At 60.8% G+C, this 15995-nt stretch carries 10 protein-coding genes; 6 read left to right on the forward strand and 4 right to left on the reverse strand.

The window, feature by feature from the left end; translation table 11 throughout:
- Positions 1-77: 77 nt before the first annotated feature.
- The 3 genes from moaA to DBR44_RS09835 all read right to left on the reverse strand — a co-directional run bounded on the left by moaA (position 78) and on the right by DBR44_RS09835 (position 3746).
- Positions 78-1052 (reverse strand): GTP 3',8-cyclase MoaA, encoded by a 975-nt coding sequence (gene moaA, locus DBR44_RS09825; RefSeq protein WP_124643885.1) that lies wholly within the window; start codon positions 1050-1052, stop codon positions 78-80.
- 133 nt (positions 1053-1185) lie between these two features.
- Entirely contained in the window at positions 1186-1842 is a 657-nt protein-coding gene (locus DBR44_RS09830; protein WP_124643886.1) for a response regulator transcription factor, read from the reverse strand.
- Positions 1839-3746: a type IV pili methyl-accepting chemotaxis transducer N-terminal domain-containing protein gene (locus DBR44_RS09835; protein ID WP_124643887.1), complete on the reverse strand. Its 1908-nt coding sequence runs from the start codon at positions 3744-3746 to the stop codon at positions 1839-1841. The genes DBR44_RS09830 and DBR44_RS09835 overlap by 4 nt, the downstream gene beginning before the upstream one ends.
- A gap of 305 nt (positions 3747-4051) precedes the next feature.
- On the opposite strand from DBR44_RS09835, the gene DBR44_RS09840 reads away from it, so the two are divergent.
- The 3 genes from DBR44_RS09840 (at position 4052) to DBR44_RS09850 (ending at position 8876) form a co-directional block, all read left to right on the forward strand.
- Entirely contained in the window at positions 4052-5305 is a 1254-nt protein-coding gene (locus DBR44_RS09840; RefSeq protein WP_124643888.1) for a nitrate/nitrite transporter, read from the forward strand.
- A gap of 53 nt (positions 5306-5358) precedes the next feature.
- A complete protein-coding gene (locus DBR44_RS09845) occupies positions 5359-6738 on the forward strand; it encodes a NarK family nitrate/nitrite MFS transporter (RefSeq protein WP_124643889.1) in 1380 nt (459 codons plus the stop codon).
- Between the two features lie 161 nt (positions 6739-6899).
- Positions 6900-8876: a methyl-accepting chemotaxis protein gene (locus tag DBR44_RS09850; RefSeq protein WP_124643890.1), complete on the forward strand. Its 1977-nt coding sequence runs from the start codon at positions 6900-6902 to the stop codon at positions 8874-8876.
- A 137-nt stretch (positions 8877-9013) separates the two neighbouring features.
- Here the strand turns inward: DBR44_RS09850 and DBR44_RS09855 are convergent, their stop codons facing one another.
- On the reverse strand, positions 9014-9547 hold the full coding sequence (locus tag DBR44_RS09855) for a fimbrial protein (protein WP_158613588.1): 534 nt from the start codon (positions 9545-9547) through the stop codon (positions 9014-9016).
- Positions 9548-10107: 560 nt separating this feature from the next.
- Between DBR44_RS09855 and DBR44_RS09860 the strand changes: the two genes are divergently transcribed.
- Genes DBR44_RS09860 through narJ form a run of 3 tightly spaced genes read left to right on the forward strand, consistent with a single transcriptional unit; the run spans position 10108 to position 15995 of the window.
- The gene (locus DBR44_RS09860; protein ID WP_124643892.1) at positions 10108-13797 is read left to right on the forward strand and encodes a nitrate reductase subunit alpha; all 3690 of its coding nucleotides are present in this window, start codon (positions 10108-10110) and stop codon (positions 13795-13797) included.
- Complete coding sequence (gene narH / locus DBR44_RS09865; RefSeq protein ID WP_124643893.1) at positions 13794-15344, forward strand: nitrate reductase subunit beta; 1551 nt, start codon at positions 13794-13796, stop codon at positions 15342-15344. The genes DBR44_RS09860 and narH overlap by 4 nt, the downstream gene beginning before the upstream one ends.
- A 3-nt stretch (positions 15345-15347) precedes the next feature.
- Entirely contained in the window at positions 15348-15995 is a 648-nt protein-coding gene (narJ, locus tag DBR44_RS09870; RefSeq protein WP_124643894.1) for a nitrate reductase molybdenum cofactor assembly chaperone, read from the forward strand.

A 15995-nucleotide genomic window follows, 5' to 3' on the forward strand; every position in this document is an offset into this window, starting at 1 on the left:
CAGGGGACTGATTCGCGTGGTGGGATGAGCGAGCCCTGCCTTGGCCGGTAGCTCGCTCCTTGCATGATGGGCTGGCCTCAGCCCCCGGTCATCGACATGAAACGCATGATTTGCTGCGGTTGCTGGTTGAATTCGTGGCGTTCCGGTTTTAGTTCGATGGCGGTGCGAATGGCCGTTTCCAGTTCGGCATCGCTGCAGCCTGCGCGCAGCAGCGGGCGCAGTTCCAGCTTTTCCTCTTGTCCCAGGCACATATACAAGGTGCCATCCACCGACAGGCGCACCCGGTTGCAGCTGGCGCAGAAATGCTGCGACATCGGCGTAATCAGCCCCAGCGTGCAGCTGCCATCCGGGCTTTGCCAGTAGCGTGCGGGGCCGCCGCCCAGGCTTAGCGCGCTGGGGGTCAGGCCATGGCGTTCGCTCAGGCTGTGCAAGAGCTGTGACAAATCCAGCCCGTCTGCTTGCTGGCCGGTATGGCCCATGGGCATGGCTTCGATCAGGCGCAGGATGAATCCATGTGTCTTGCAGTAAGCCAGCATGGCGTCGATATCGTGGTCGTTGACGCCGGCCAGTGGCACCATATTGATCTTGATGCTCTTGAAACCGGCAGCGCGGGCGACCGACAGGCCTTGCAATACCTGCTCCAGGCTGTCGCTGCCGCTGATGCTGGCGACGCAGTCTCGCCGTAGCGAGTCGAGGCTGACGTTCAGGCGTTGCAAGCCTGCCGCCTTGAGCGCGCCGGCCTGAGCGGCCAGCTGGGTGCCATTGGTGCTGAGCGACAGGTCGTCCACACCGGGCTGGCTGGCGAGCATGCCGATCAGCTCAGGCAGATTGCGCCGTAATAGCGGTTCGCCGCCGGTCAGGCGAAAGCGCCGGGTTCCCAGGCGGGCAAAGGCTGCCACCACCCGCTGGATTTCGGCAAAGCCCAGCCAGTTGGCCGGTTCTTCAAAGTTCTTGAAACCCTTGGGTATGCAGTAGCTGCAGCGCAGATCGCAGCGGTCGGTAACGGATAGCCGCAGATAGTCGATGCTTCTGCCAAAACGGTCGCGTAACATGGCTGACCCTCTGAGGGGAGAATGGCCAGAGTGTAGGCGCATCCAGCGGGCTTGCCAGTTGGCCGGTGGTGGGGTTTTCGCTAGGTCTGAGGGAGTAGGGGGCTGGTGCGAAAGGGCGGATACCGCCCTGGCTTCAGGGCAGCTTGTCCAGCCCGTGCTCCACGGCAAACAGCGCGGCCTGTACCCGGCCATTCAGGTTCAGTTTGCGCAGGATGTTCTGTACATGCACCTTGATGGTGCTTTCGGCCAGATCCAGCGCACGGGCGATTTCCTTGTTGCTGATGCCCCGGCTGAGCCAGGCCAGGATTTCGCGTTCACGCTGGGTCAGTTGATCCAGCCCGGTCGGCTTGTTTTTCTGCGTGTCGACGCTGCGTAGCTGTTGCAGCAGCCGCGAGGTCATTTCCGGCGACAGCACGCTGTCGCCATCCACTGCGCGGCGAATGCTGGCCAGCAGGAAGTCGGCATTGATGTTTTTCAGCAGATAGCCGCGCGCGCCCAGTTTCAGGCATTCGGCCAGATCTTCACCGTCTTCCGATACGGTGAGCATCAGCACCGCCAGTTGCGGCTGGCTGACCATGATCTGTGCCAGCGCCTCGCGCCCGTTCATCTGCGGCATGTCGATATCCAGCAGGACCACGTCCGGCTTCAGTTGTTCGCACAGCTTGACGCCTTCCAGGCCATCGGCCGCTTCGCCAATGATGTCGAAATCACTTTGTCGTTGCAGCAGCGCCTTCAGGCCGCTGCGGAACAGGGTGTGGTCGTCAACCAGCAAAATGCGGATGGGTGTCATGCGGCTTGTCTTTCACTTTGTGGTAGCAGCAATTGTACTTCGGTGCCGCCGTGCGGATGGGGATGAATGCTGATCTGGCTGCGAATGCGGGCTGCGCGCTCCTGCATGATGGATAGCCCGACATGGCTGGCGCGGCGGGTGGCAACGACATCCTCATCAAAGCCGCAGCCATCGTCCCGTATGCTCATGCTGAAATCGGCCTGGTTGAGTATTTCTATGCGTACGCGCTGTGCCTGCGCATGCTTGCGCACATTGGACAGCGCTTCTTGCAGGATGAAGATCAGCTGCAACTGCTGCTGTGGATTGAGCGCCAGCCCGTCACCACCCATATTGAGCTGGGTGGGGATATGCGTCTGCTTTTCAAAGCGCTCCAGCAGGGTGCGCACGGCATCGGAAAAATCTTCCTTGCTGATGCGGGTGCGGAAATTCAGCAGCAGTTCGCGCACGTCTTCATAGCATTCCTGCACCCCGGCGCGGATGAAACCGAGGTTTTCCTGTGCCTGCTCCATTTGCTGCTCGGCCAGTGCGGCGTCCAGCATCTGTACTTGCAGATTCAGGAAGGACAGCGACTGGGCAATGCTGTCGTGCAGGCCCTGGGCCATCAGGTTGCGCTCTTCTGATACGGCAAACTGGCGGTCGCGGGCTGCCAGGCGATGGTTTTCCACCGCCACGCCCAGATGGCTGCCCAGGGTTTCCAGCAGAAACTGGTCTTGCGTGGCCAGCTTGGGGTCCTGATAGAAGTACAGGGTGAAAATGCCGACATTGGTCTGGTTGTGCCGGATGTGAAACACGGCAATGCTGGAGAAGCCGGCGCGCTGGCAGTGCTTTTCGGTCGCCGCCGGCAGCTGGTCGAAGCGGTGCAGCACGGAGAAGGGCTGCGGCACGGTATCGCCACACAGGCAGCCATTGAGCGTGGCGCAATCGTCTTCTTCCTGCAGCTCGGCCGGCAGGCCGTTCTGGGCGATCAACTCCAGCCGTCCGCGTTTGAAATCCACCAGCCGCACGCTGCCGGCATCGGCACCGGTCAGCTCGATCAGCCGCTCGATGAAGCCGCTGCACATGTCGGTCAGGCTGTGCGAGTCATGCAGGAATGCAGTGACGTTATACAGGGCGGCCAACTGGCGGTTCTTGTATTCCACCGAGCGGGTCTTGTCAGCCACTTTCTGTTCCAGTGTGGCGTACAGGTCCTGCAAACGGTCGGCCATCTGGTTGAAACCAGTAGCAATGGTGGCGAATTCGTCGTTGTTGTCCACGCTGACCCGGGCGTCCAGATTGCCGTCACGCAGTCGCAGCATGCCTTCGCCCAGGGTGTTGAGCGGGCGGATCACCAGCAGGAACAGCAGGAACATCATGCTGAACGAGCCAATGATGGCCATGGCGATCAGCGCCATCTGGAAAAAGCGCAGCAGGGTGGTATTGCGGGCGTTGTCTTCTTCCACCAGCTTGACCAGGCGGTCGATACGGTTGACGAAGCGGGCGATGTCCGGGCTTTCCATCTGGCGCTGGCCGGCATGCTGACTGGCTGTGGTTTCCAGCAGCGGCAGCATGTCGGACTGCCATGAGTGCTCGATATCGCGCACCTGCTGCCTGACCGTGACATTGTCCGGCAGGAACAGCGGCCGCGCCGGGTCGCCCTGCTTCAGCCGGGCCAGGATGGCCGCAAACTGCTGCTCGCCTTCCTGGATGGTGGCCAGTGGTGCGCCTTCGCTTACTTGCAGCGCGATATGGTAGCTGCGCATGCGCAAGCTGCCGGCATCGTTGATGGCGGCAGCGCCGCCTTCCAGCTTCCACGACAGGATGAGGGTGTAGCCGATGGAGGTCATGGCCAGCAGCAGCCAGGCGATGGTCAGCAGCAAGAGCTTGGTGGACAGGCTGCTTAGGCGCGGGGTCTGGTAGAGCATCATCGTGCGGGGCATCCGGGTGGCGGGTGGCATGGTATTGCCAAAGGCAATGCTGCCCACAATAACCCCTGGCCTGCCGGACAGCAATTCTCCGTAAGGGGTAGGGCGCAGTGGCGTGACATGTCCGGGGCCGGCTGCAATGGCTAAGGCCGCGCGGGGGGGGCATGCTACTTTGTGATTAGTCCGGCTTCCCCATCTGCAGGGTCGGGCTAGCTCCTCATGCTGCGCGTTTTGCTGCTATCGGCGAATATTTCCCGTGTGCGTATCAGGGTTAAATGCCTGCTATCCCCATCGCGGAGCAAGGCACCATGGCTTCCCCACGCTTCAAGCAGTACGCCGTGCTGGCATCCAGCACCCTGGCATTTACCATCTGTTTCATGATCTGGATGATGTTTGCGGTTTTGGGCATCCCCATCAAGCAGCATCTGGGCCTGAATGAAACCGAATTCGGCATCCTGGCGGCGACGCCGGTGCTGTCCGGCTCGCTGATCCGCGTACCACTGGGCATCTGGACCGACCGTTTCGGCGGCCGCATCGTGATGTTTGTGCTGATGCTAGTATGCGTGCCCTTTATTTTCATCATGCAGTACGCCACCGCTTACTGGCAGTTTCTGGCCATCGGCCTGCTGGTAGGGCTGGCTGGCGGTGCTTTTTCGGTAGGCACGCCTTATGTGGCGCGCTGGTTCCGTCCCGAGCAGCAGGGCATGGCCATGGGGGTGTTTGGTGCCGGTAATGCCGGTTCCTCGCTCACCAAACTGGTGGCGCCCACCATTATTGCCGTGGCCGGCTGGCAGATGGTGCCCACGGTATACGCCATCACCATGCTGGTAACGGCCATCCTGTTCTGGCTGTTTTCCTATCAGGATTCTGCCCATCTGGTCAGCAGCAAGGTGAGCCTGCGCCAGCAGCTGGCCCTGATGAAAGACCCGGCGGTGCTGCGCTATTGCCAGTATTACTCAGTGGTGTTTGGCGGCTATGTGGCGCTGGCCTTGTGGATGACCAAATACTACGTTGGCGAGTATGGCTTTGATATCAAGCATGCCGCGTTTCTGGCGGCCTGTTTCTCCCTGCCTGGCGGCGTGCTGCGTGCCATGGGCGGCTGGCTGTCCGACCGTTTCGGCCCTTACAAGGTGACCTGGGGCGTGATGTGGACCTGCTGGGTGGCCTTTTTCATCCTGTCCTACCCGCAAACCGACTTCAGCATTACCACCACGCACGGCGTGCAAAGCTTTCATATCGGCCTGGGCGTGACCCAGTTCACCCTGATGCTGTTTGGCGTGGGCATTGCCATGGCCATCGGCAAGGCCTCGGTGTTCAAGTTCATTGCCAATGAGTTTCCCGACAATATCGGCGCAGTATCCGGCGTGGTAGGCCTGGCTGGCGGCATGGGCGGTTTCCTGTTGCCCATCCTGTTCGGTGTGCTGCTGGATGTGACCGGTGTGCGTACCAGCGCTTTCATGCTGCTGTACGGCACGGTATGCGTGTCGCTGGTGTGGATGCATTTTTCCTTTAAGCCCGCGCAGGGCAAGGCCGTTGCCAGCGTTGCCAGACAGTCGGCCTGATCGCGCCAACCCCATTTTTGATTGACGGTCAGCGTGCCGTCAGGGAGGACTTGATGTCACATATACTTAACCGGTGGGAACCGGAGAATGCCGAATTCTGGCAGCAGCAAGGCAAGGCGGTAGCACGGCGCAATCTGTGGATATCCATCCCGGCGTTGATGCTGGCCTTTGTCATCTGGCAGGTGTGGAGCGTGGCGGTGCTGAACATGCCGAATATCGGTTTCGGCTATTCGCAAAACCAGCTGTTCTGGCTGGCGGCGCTGCCGGCCTTGTCCGGTGCCACCCTGCGGATTTTCTACAGCTTCATGGTGCCGGTGTTTGGTGGCCGCAAATGGACGGCCCTGTCCACTGCCAGCCTGCTGATTCCGGCAATCGGCATCGGCTTTGCCGTGCAGGACCCGAATACCAGCTACATCACCATGGTGGTGCTGGCGCTGCTGTGCGGTTTTGGTGGCGGTAACTTCAGCTCATCCATGTCCAATATCAGCTTCTTTTTCCCCAAGGCGGAAAAGGGCACGGCGCTGGGTCTGAATGCCGGTCTGGGCAACCTGGGGGTGTCGCTGGTGCAGTTTGTGGTGCCGCTGGTGATCACCATGGGCGTGTTCGGTGCCTTTGGCGGCGACCCGCAAACCTGGATCAAGGGCGCGGTGCACAAGAAAATGTGGCTGCAGAATGCCGGTTTTGTCTGGGTGCCGTTCATCGTGCTGTCCACTGTCGCTGCCTGGCTGGGCATGAATGACATTGCCTCGGCCCGCGCCTCGTTTGCCGACCAGGTGGTGATTTTCCGGCGCAAGCACAATTGGTTGATGTGCTGGCTGTATATCGGCACTTTCGGCTCCTTTATCGGTTTCTCCGCTGGTTTCCCGCTGCTGATGAAAGGCCAGTTCCCGGATGTAGACCCCACCAAGTATGTGTTCTACGGCCCGCTGGTGGGGGCGCTGGCCCGTCCGGTCGGTGGCTGGATCGCGGACAAGATCGGCGGTGCCAAGGTGACCCAGGCGGTGTTTGTGCTGATGATGCTGGCAGTGGGCGGCGTGCTGGGCTTTCTGCCGCATGCTGGCCAGGGTGGCAACTTCCAGGGCTTCTTCGCCATGTTCCTCTGCCTGTTTGCCCTGACCGGGCTGGGCAATGGTTCTACCTTCATGCAGGTGCCGGTGATTTTCCTGACGCTGCATCAGCGTCTGGCCGGCAAGGGTGAGGCGGCACAGAAGCAGGCGCAGGCCGATGCCACGCGCGAGGCCGCAGCCGTGCTGGGCTTCTCTGGTGCGATTGGTGCGTATGGCGGCTTCTTCATTCCCAAGAGCTATGGCACTTCCATTGCCATGACCGGTGGTGTGGAGGCTGCGCTGTATGCCTTCATCCTGTTCTATGCCAGCTGCGTGCTGATCAACTGGTGGTTCTACGCGCGCCAGAACGCGGAAATCCGCTGCTGATCCAGCGCGGCTGACAAGCTCCCTGGTAACGGGGAGAGCAGGGGAAGCGTGGCTGCTTCCCCTTTTTTACTTTATCGGCATATTTGCTGTCAGTTAAAAATTGCCTATGCTGTTAGTGCATTGCAACACACCACTCCCCCCACGCCGATTGTGAGGCTGTCATGTTGTCCAGACTCTCCATTGCCAGCAGGCTGAGCCTGCTGATCCTGCCTTTCGTCCTGGTGATTGCCGGCCTTGCCGGCGTGCTGTCGCTGGAAAAATGGCACAGCCTGTCGCGTCTGCAGGCTTCCGGCCAGCTATTGCAGGTGGCTGGCAAGGCCAGCAGCCTGATTCACCAGTTGCAGGCCGAACGGGGCTTGAGCAATGGCTTTCTGAGCGTGGCAGGCAGCAGCCTGCCGGCCGATCTGCAAAGCGCACGGCAGCAAACTGACAGCGCGCTGGCCGACTTCCACGCCAGCCTGGCGCAGTTGCCAGAGGCCACGCAGGCGACAGCGGCGGAGGGTCAGGTGCGCAGCCTGCTGCAGGGGCGCGCCGCCATCGACAGCCGTAGCCAGCCGGCGGCGCAAATGTTTGCCGCTTACTCGGGCAATATCGAACAGCTGATTGGCCTGATTGCCGGCTTGGCAGGCAGCACCAGCGATGCCGGGCTGCTGCACGATGCGGTGGCGCTGCTCAATCTGCAATGCCAGAAGGAATTTGCCGGGCGGGAGCGTGGCTTCATCAATGGCCTGCTGGGGCGGGGCAGTTTTGACCAGGCCGCCTTGCTGCAGGCTGCTGGCATGCAGGCCCGGCAACAAGCCTGTGCCAGCCAGCTGCGGCTGGTGGCATCTGCCGAGATTCGCCAGGCATCACAGCAGGCCGATCAGTCCGCCGAGGCGGCTGCGGTACAGGCCATGCGCCAGCAGATCATGGCCGTGCCCTTGGGGCAGCCGCTGGGCGTGGCACCGGCCCTGTGGTTCAAGACCGCCAGCGCCCAAATGGCCAATCTGAAAAAGCTGCAGGATCAACTGCTGCGACAACTGGATGGTGATATGCAGCGGCTGCTGGGTGAGGCGCGCTTCCAGCTGTGGTTCACCCTGCTGGGTTCTGCCGCCACCATTCTGCTGTTGTCGGTGCTGGGCTGGGCCATTTACCACAGCGTGGAGCGGCCGATTTCCCGGCTGGAGCAATTGATGAGCGGCATGAGCCGCGACTTCGACCTGTCGCGCCGTGCCGCGCTGCCCGGCAGCGACGAAATTGCCCGTATGGGCCAGGCATTCGACCATCTGGCAGACGCCTTTGCCGACACCCTGCGCCAGATCAAGAGCGAAGCGCACCAGATGATGGCGGCAGCCAACTCACTGAATGATGTATCGGCCCGTGCTGCCTCCACGGCGGAGGTGCAAAGCCGCTCATCCGTGGACATCGCCGCCGCCATCGAGGAAATGTCCGCCGGCATTGCCGCCGTGACCGACAATGCCTTGCAAGCCATGCGCGTGGCCGAGGACATGCAGGGCTGTGTGGATGATGGTCGCGACCGCATGCGCAGTACCGCCACCGCGCTGAGTGAAACCGCCGATGGCCTGACCCATACCGGCGAAAGTGTGGACATGCTGCGCGACAAGTCCGAGGGTATTCACAGCATTGTCACCGCCATTCGCGAGATTGCCGACCAGACCAATCTGCTGGCCCTTAACGCCGCCATCGAGGCGGCACGGGCTGGCGAAATGGGGCGCGGTTTTGCCGTGGTGGCGGACGAGGTACGCAAGCTGGCCGAGCGCACCAGCAAGGAAACGCTGGACATCGCCGCGCTGATTGAAGATATCCGCCGCGAAACCCAGGGCGTGGCGCAGCAGATGGCCACGGCGCGGCAGCGCATGCAGGGTGGCATGGCTGAGGTGGATCTGACGGTGGAAGACCTGGCGCTGATTCACGGCAAGGCCAGCGATACTGCCGACAAGAGCCGCAGTACCACGCTGGCGATGCAAGAGCAGACTGCTGCCAGCAACGATGTCGCCACCAATGTCAGCAAGATTGCCGCGCTGGCGGAAAACAATGCCCATATCGTGCAGGAGGCCGCTGCCTTGTCCGGCCAGCTTAACCGCACTGCCGGCAAGATGGTGGAGCTGGTAGACCGTTTCCAGCACACCAGTCACTGAGCAGACTGTGGTGATGGTGTGCAGGAAGGCAATCCACCGTACTGGCATGCCGTGTGGCAGAGCGGATCGCCACAGGCTGCTTTTGCCATTTGCTGCCCGGATTCTGCTTGGCAAATCGGCACCCCGCTGGGCCTCACTTACTGATACTGAACGGTGTAGTTGGCAATGGCGGTGACCGTGCCGGCAGTGGCTACTCCGCTAGCGTAATACTTTGCCAGATAGCGCAGGGTGGCGTTGCCACTGCTGATTGGAAATGCCATGCCGCTACTACCAAATGTGCTACTGGTTTGCCCAATGAGAATGTGGGAGCTTGAACTCGTGTTGTAGAGAGCCACATCGACATTGCTTGCTGTGCCGGTATTGATCAAGCGACCGGCAGCGTTGACATTGCTGTCATTTTCAAACCAGATGGCGGCTTGGGTGGCTGCGCCGGTACAGCCGCTAAGGGCAATGGAAAACGGGATAGTGCCTGCCGTGGCGGAAGCGACCGCCAATGCCTTGGTGGAAATGCTGGGCAAGCTGATGGAGCCACTGCTGCTGCCCCCTGCAACGCTGATGGTGCAGGTTGTTGCTGCAATATTGCCGGTAAAGGTAATGGTGCCGTCCGAAGCATGCGCTTGAGAGATGAGGCCGGCGCAAGCGGTGCAGAAAATAGCGAGTGTGCGCTGCATGGAGCTACTCCTAATGGTATGTTTTCCCGAGATACAACTTAGTAGCAATTCATTCATTTTTTAGATTTATTTACTGATGACGGCCTTGCTTTGAAGTTGCTGATTTGTATATGGATAATTTTGCTTGATATGAAAGATTTCTGGCATTTTGGACAGGTGTAGCGCTGGCAATCCTGTTTTAAGCCGATGCGGGAGTTTTTCCGGCGTTACAGCAAATCCAGATCAAGGCTTGCCGCCCTGGCGAGCCGGTGTCGTACGGATGGCGCGTAGTACACGTTGCGGACTTGGCCATGCCAGCAGCACAAATCCATTCGTTTGTCATTGATCGTCATGCATTCCGGCTCATTGAGCGTATCGTCAGCAGCGCTCCGTTTTTCGCTGGCCAGCCTGTGTAGTTCCACCTACTTCTTATGGCTTATGCGTCTCCTCACTCTGCGCATGGGTTTTTCCTCTAGTGGCCAATGGGCGCTGTTGTTGCCCGGACGTAATCTCTGCAGGGTAAGCAAAGGCTGCGCGGCAGGGCCGCTGCACCGCATCTGCGGTAAATACTCGGAGGCAAGATGAGCCATTTTCTGGACAGACTGAATTTCCTTGGCAAGGTGAAATCCACCTTTGCTGATGGCCATGGCGCGGTGGTCAATGAAGACCGCCAATGGGAAGACGCCTATCGCCAACGCTGGCAGCACGACAAGATCGTGCGCTCCACCCACGGGGTGAACTGCACCGGCTCCTGTAGCTGGAAAGTGTATGTAAAGAACGGTCTGATCACCTGGGAAACCCAGCAGACCGACTATCCGCGCACCCGGCCGGACCTGCCCAACCACGAACCGCGCGGCTGCCCGCGTGGCGCGTCCTACAGCTGGTATGTGTATTCGGCGCAGCGGGTGAAATACCCGATGATCCGCGGCCGCCTGGCCAAGTTGTGGCGCGAAGCGCGCCAGAGCATGAGCCCGGTACAGGCCTGGGAACACATCAGCCAGAACCCGGAACTGGCCAAGCAGTACAAGAGCAAGCGCGGCCAGGGTGGTTTCGTGCGTGCCAACTGGGACGAGGCCAACGAAATCATCGCGGCCTCCAATGCCTACACCATCAAGAATTACGGCCCGGACCGCGTGGTGGGCTTCTCGCCGATTCCGGCCATGTCCATGGTGTCCTACGCAGCGGGCAGCCGTTACCTCAGCCTGATCGGCGGCGTGCCGCTGTCCTTCTACGACTGGTATTGCGACTTGCCGCCGGCCAGCCCGCAGGTGTGGGGCGAGCAGACTGACGTGGCCGAATCGGCCGACTGGTACAACTCCACCTATCTGATGGTGTGGGGTTCCAATGTGCCGATGACCCGTACCCCGGATGCCCACTTCTATACCGAAGTGCGCTACAAGGGCACCAAGACCGTAGCCGTTTCCAGTGACTTTGGCGAAATGGCCAAGTTTGGCGACATCTGGCTGGCCCCGAAGCAGGGCACCGATGCCGCGCTGGCCATGGCCATGGGTCATGTCATCTTTAAAGAATTCCACCTGGACAAGCCGTCGGCCTACTTCACCGACTACATCCGCCGCTACACCGACATGCCGATGCTGGTGACCCTGCGCAAGGATGGCGAGCGCTATGTGCCGGACTACTTCCTGCGCGCCAGCCATCTGGCGGGCCACCTGAACGAAGACAACAATCCGGAATGGAAGACCCTGGTTTTCGACGAAACCAGTGGCGACATCGTGGCACCGACTGGTTCCATCGGCTTCCGTTGGGGCCAGAGTGGCAAGTGGAACCTGCAGCAGCATGATGGCAGCACTGGCCGTGAAGTCTCGGCCCGCCTGTCGCAGATTGACCATCGCGACGATGTCGTCGGCGTGGGCTTCCCTTACTTTGGCGCCGAGCACGAGGAACTGCTCACCCGCAATGTACCGGTGCGCAAGGCGGTGCTGGCCGATGGCAGCGAAGTGCTGCTGGCGACCGTGTTCGACCTGATGGCCGCCAACTACGGCATCGACCGTGGCCTGGGCGGTGGCAACGTCACCAACGACTACATGGCCGATGTGCCGTATACCCCGGCCTGGCAGCAAAAACACACCGGCGTGAAGCCGGAAATGGTGATCCAGGTTGCGCGCGAATTCGCCCAGAACGCCGATCAGACCCATGGCAAATCCATGGTGATCGTCGGTGCCGCGCTCAACCACTGGTATCACATGGACATGAGCTATCGCGGCATCATCAATATGCTGATGCTGTGTGGCTGTATCGGCCAGAGCGGCGGCGGCTGGTGCCACTATGTGGGCCAGGAAAAACTGCGCCCGCAAACCGGCTGGGCCCCGCTGGCCTTTGCCGGCGACTGGGTACGCCCGGCGCGCCAGATGAACGGCACCAGCTTCTTCTATGCCCATACCAGCCAGTGGCGGCATGAAAAGCTGGGCGTGAACGAAATCCTTTGCCCCACCGCAGACCAGACCATGGGTTCGATGGCGCTGATCGATTACAACGCCAAGGCCGAACGCATGGGCTGGCTGCCGTCGGCCCCGCAGCTGACCACCAACCCGCTGGACGTGACCCGACAGGCCGCTGCCGAAGGCAAGGACCCGGTGGCCTGGGCCGTGGAAAACCTCAAGTCCGGCGCGCTGGACATGTCCTGCAACGACCCGGACAACCCGAAGAACTTCCCGCGCAATATGTTTGTGTGGCGTTCCAATATTCTGGGCAGCTCCGGCAAGGGCCACGAGTACTTCCTCAAATACCTGCTGGGCACGCAGAACGCGGTAATGGGCAGCGAAGACGACTGCATCACGCCGACCGAAATCACCGTGCGCCCGGCGGTGGAAGGCAAGCTGGACCTGCTGGTCGTGCTGGATTTCCGCATGTCCACCACCTGCCTGTACGGCGACATCGTGTTGCCGACCGCCACCTGGTATGAAAAGGACGACCTCAACACGTCCGACATGCACCCCTTCATCCACCCGCTGTCCGAAGCCGTGCAGCCCTTGTGGCAGGCCAAGTCCGACTGGGAAATCTACAAGGGCTTTGCCAAGAAGATTTCCGAAATCGGCAAGGACTACCTGGGCGTGCAGCAAGACCTCATCCTCACCCCGCTGATGCACGACACCCCGCAGGAGCTGGGCCAGGCCTTCGATCCGAAGGACTGGAAAAAAGGCGAGTGCGAGCCGGTGCCGGGCAAGACCATGCCGGCGATGACGGTGGTGGAACGCGATTACGGTGCCATCTACGACAAGTTCACCTCCATCGGCCCCTTGCTGGAAAAAGTGGGCAATGGCGGCAAGGGCATCAGCTGGAAAACCGGCCATGAAGTGGACGTGCTGCGCGGCCTGAACCATACCGTGGCCGAAGGCGCGGGCAAGGGTCAGCCCAAGCTCAATACCGCCATCGACGCCGCCGAGATGATTCTGACCCTGGCTCCGGAAACCAACGGCCATGTGGCGGTGAAAGCCTGGGATGCGCTGTCGAAGATTACCGGTATCGACCACACCCATCTGGCGCTGCCACGCGAGCATGACAGCATCCGCTTCCGCGATGTACAGGCGCAGCCGCGCAAGATCATTTCCTCGCCCACCTGGTCTGGCCTGGAAAGCGAAGAAGTCAGCTACAACGCCGGCTACACCAATGTGCACGAGCTGATTCCATGGCGCACCATCACCGGCCGCCAGCAGTTCTATCAGGATCACCAGTGGATGCGCGCTTTCGGCGAAGGCCTGTGCGTGTACAAGCCGCATGTGGACCTGAAAACCACCCAGGCCATCCTGGGCAGGAAGTCCAACGGCAATCACGAGCTGGTGCTCAACTTCATCACCCCGCACCAGAAATGGGGCATTCACAGTACCTACTCGGACAACCTGCGCATGCTGACGCTGTCGCGTGGCGGCCCGCACGTCTGGGTATCGGAAGTGGACGCCAAGAAGGCCGGCATCGTCGACAACGACTGGATCGAGGTGTTCAACGTCAACGGCACGCTGACTGCCCGTGCGGTGGTGTCGCAGCGCGTACCGGAAGGCATGACGCTGATGTACCACGCCCAGGAGAAGATCGTGAACGTGCCGGGTGCGGAAACCAGTGGCAAGCGCGGCGGCATCCACAACTCGGTGACCCGTGCGGTGACCAAGCCTACCCACATGATTGGCGGTTACGCCCAGCTGTCCTGGGGCTTCAACTACTACGGGACGGTAGGTGCCAACCGTGACGAATTCGTCATCGTGCGCAAGATGAAAAAAGTGGATTGGATGGATCAGCCTGCAGGAGAAGACAAATGAAAATCCGTGCACAAATCGGCATGGTGCTGAACCTGGACAAGTGCATTGGCTGCCATACCTGTTCGGTTACCTGCAAAAACGTCTGGACCAGCCGCGACGGCGTGGAATACGCCTGGTTCAACAATGTGGAAAGCAAGCCGGGCATCGGCTACCCCAAGGATTGGGAAAACCAGGAAAAATGGCAGGGCGGCTGGGAGCGCAAGCCCAATGGCAAGCTGGTGCCCAAGCAGGGCGGCAAGATGCGCATTCTGGCCAATATCTTTGCCAACCCGAACCTGCCGTCCATCGACGACTACTACGAGCCGTTCACCTTCGATTACGAGCACTTGCAGAACGCGCCGGAAATGCAGACGCCGCCGACGGCCCGCCCGGTATCGGTGCTGACCGGCAAGAAGATGGACAAGATCGAATGGGGCCCCAACTGGGAAGACGACCTGGGCGGCGAGTTCGCCAAGCGCAGCAAGGACGCGCTGTTTGAAGGCATCCAGAAGGAAATGTACTCGGCCTTCGAGAACACCTTCCTGATGTATCTGCCGCGCCTGTGCGAACACTGTCTGAACCCGGCCTGTGTCGCCTCCTGCCCGTCCGGCTCCATCTACAAGCGCGAAGACGACGGCATCGTGCTGATCGATCAGGACAAGTGCCGTGGCTGGCGCATGTGTGTGTCCGGCTGCCCGTACAAGAAGATTTACTACAACTGGACCAGCGGCAAGGCCGAGAAGTGCATCTTCTGCTATCCGCGCATCGAAGCCGGCCAGCCGACCGTGTGCTCGGAAACCTGTGTCGGCCGCATCCGCTATCTGGGTGTACTGCTGTACGACGCCGACAAGATCGAAGCGGCTGCCAGCGTGGAAGACCCGAAGAGCCTGTACGAAGCACAGCTGGGTGTGTTCCTCGACCCGAATGCACCAGAGGTGATTGCCGAAGCGCAAAAGCAGGGCATTCCGCAAAGCTGGATCGACTCGGCGCAAAAGTCGCCGGTGTACAAGATGGCCATGGAATGGAAAGTGGCCTTCCCGCTGCATCCGGAATACCGCACCCTGCCCATGGTGTGGTACATCCCGCCGCTGTCGCCCATCCAGAGCGCGCTGGAAAACGGCCTGATCGGTGAAAACGGCATCATCCCGGACGTGAAAGACCTGCGTATCCCCATCCGCTATCTGGCCAATCTGCTGACCGCAGGCAAAGAAGAGCCGGTGGTGAGCGCACTGGAAACCATGGTCGCCATGCGCCGCTACATGCGCAAAAAGAGTGTGGAGAAGGTGAGCGACCCGGCCACCCTGCGCGGCACGCATCTGAAACCGGCCCAGGTGGAAGAAATGTACCAGGTGATGGCGATTGCCAATTACGAAGACCGCTTCGTGATTCCGTCCAGCCACAAGGAAATGGTGGAAAACACCTTCGACGACAAGGCCAGTTGCGGCTTCACCTTTGGCAATGGCTGTTCGGATGGCAAGTCGGACGCCAGCCTGTTTGGCAAGAAAAAGGCGACGCCCATTGTTTTCCACGACATGCGCCGCGACCGCAAGTCCAACGCCGGGAGTTAAGCCATGAACCAGTTACTGTACAAGATCAGCTCGGTGCTGCTGTGCTATCCGGAGCCCGAGTTGCTGGCCGCGCTGGATGATATCCGCCAGCAGCTGGAAGCCAGCCCCACCGCCGCCAGCATGCTGCAGCCCTTGCTGGTGCAGCTGGAGGGGGGCGATCTGATCCGTCTGCAGGAAAACTATGTGCAGACCTTCGACCGCAGTCCGGCGCACTCGCTGCACCTGTTCGAGCACATTCATGGCGAGGACCGCGCCCGTGGTCAGGCCATGGTGGATTTGCTGGAAGAGTACAAGGAGCACGGCTTTGAGCCGGTGTGCGCTGAACTGCCGGATTACGTGCCGCTGTTTCTGGAGTTCCTGACGCAATGCGAGCCGCAGGAGGCAGACCGTCTGCTGGGTGATGCCGTGCATGTGCTGGGCCATATCGCCGGCAAGCTGCGCGAGTCGTCCTCGCCCTATGCCGGCGTGCTCGACCTCTTGGTCTGGCTGTCGCCGGTTGCGCCCGAGCCCCTGAGCGTGCCGCCTATCCGCGACATGGACGAACTGCTGGAAACCTTTGGCCCCGGTGCGGATGGCAGCGAGCCGCTGCTCAAGCCCGCCCTGCCGGCCATCGCTCCGGTCAACTTCTACCCGTCGCGATCCGGCGCCTGA

Origin of the sequence: Aquitalea sp. FJL05 (assembly GCF_003852595.1) — a bacterium.
Classification (GTDB): Bacteria; Pseudomonadota; Gammaproteobacteria; order Burkholderiales; family Chromobacteriaceae; genus Aquitalea; species Aquitalea aquatilis.

Bases quoted from the DNA above. Each gene is read 5' to 3' on its own strand.
- DBR44_RS09850 (WP_124643890.1), top strand. From the start codon at position 6,900: ATGTTGTCCAGACTCTCCATTGCCAGCAGGCTGAGCCTGCTGATCCTG.
- DBR44_RS09830 (WP_124643886.1), bottom strand. From the start codon at position 1,842: ATGACACCCATCCGCATTTTGCTGGTTGACGACCACACCCTGTTCCGC.
- moaA (WP_124643885.1), bottom strand. From the start codon at position 1,052: ATGTTACGCGACCGTTTTGGCAGAAGCATCGACTATCTGCGGCTATCC.
- DBR44_RS09835 (WP_124643887.1), bottom strand. From the start codon at position 3,746: ATGATGCTCTACCAGACCCCGCGCCTAAGCAGCCTGTCCACCAAGCTC.
- DBR44_RS09840 (WP_124643888.1), top strand. From the start codon at position 4,052: ATGGCTTCCCCACGCTTCAAGCAGTACGCCGTGCTGGCATCCAGCACC.
- narJ (WP_124643894.1), top strand. From the start codon at position 15,348: ATGAACCAGTTACTGTACAAGATCAGCTCGGTGCTGCTGTGCTATCCG.
- DBR44_RS09860 (WP_124643892.1), top strand. From the start codon at position 10,108: ATGAGCCATTTTCTGGACAGACTGAATTTCCTTGGCAAGGTGAAATCC.
- DBR44_RS09845 (WP_124643889.1), top strand. From the start codon at position 5,359: ATGTCACATATACTTAACCGGTGGGAACCGGAGAATGCCGAATTCTGG.
- DBR44_RS09855 (WP_158613588.1), bottom strand. From the start codon at position 9,547: ATGCAGCGCACACTCGCTATTTTCTGCACCGCTTGCGCCGGCCTCATC.
- narH (WP_124643893.1), top strand. From the start codon at position 13,794: ATGAAAATCCGTGCACAAATCGGCATGGTGCTGAACCTGGACAAGTGC.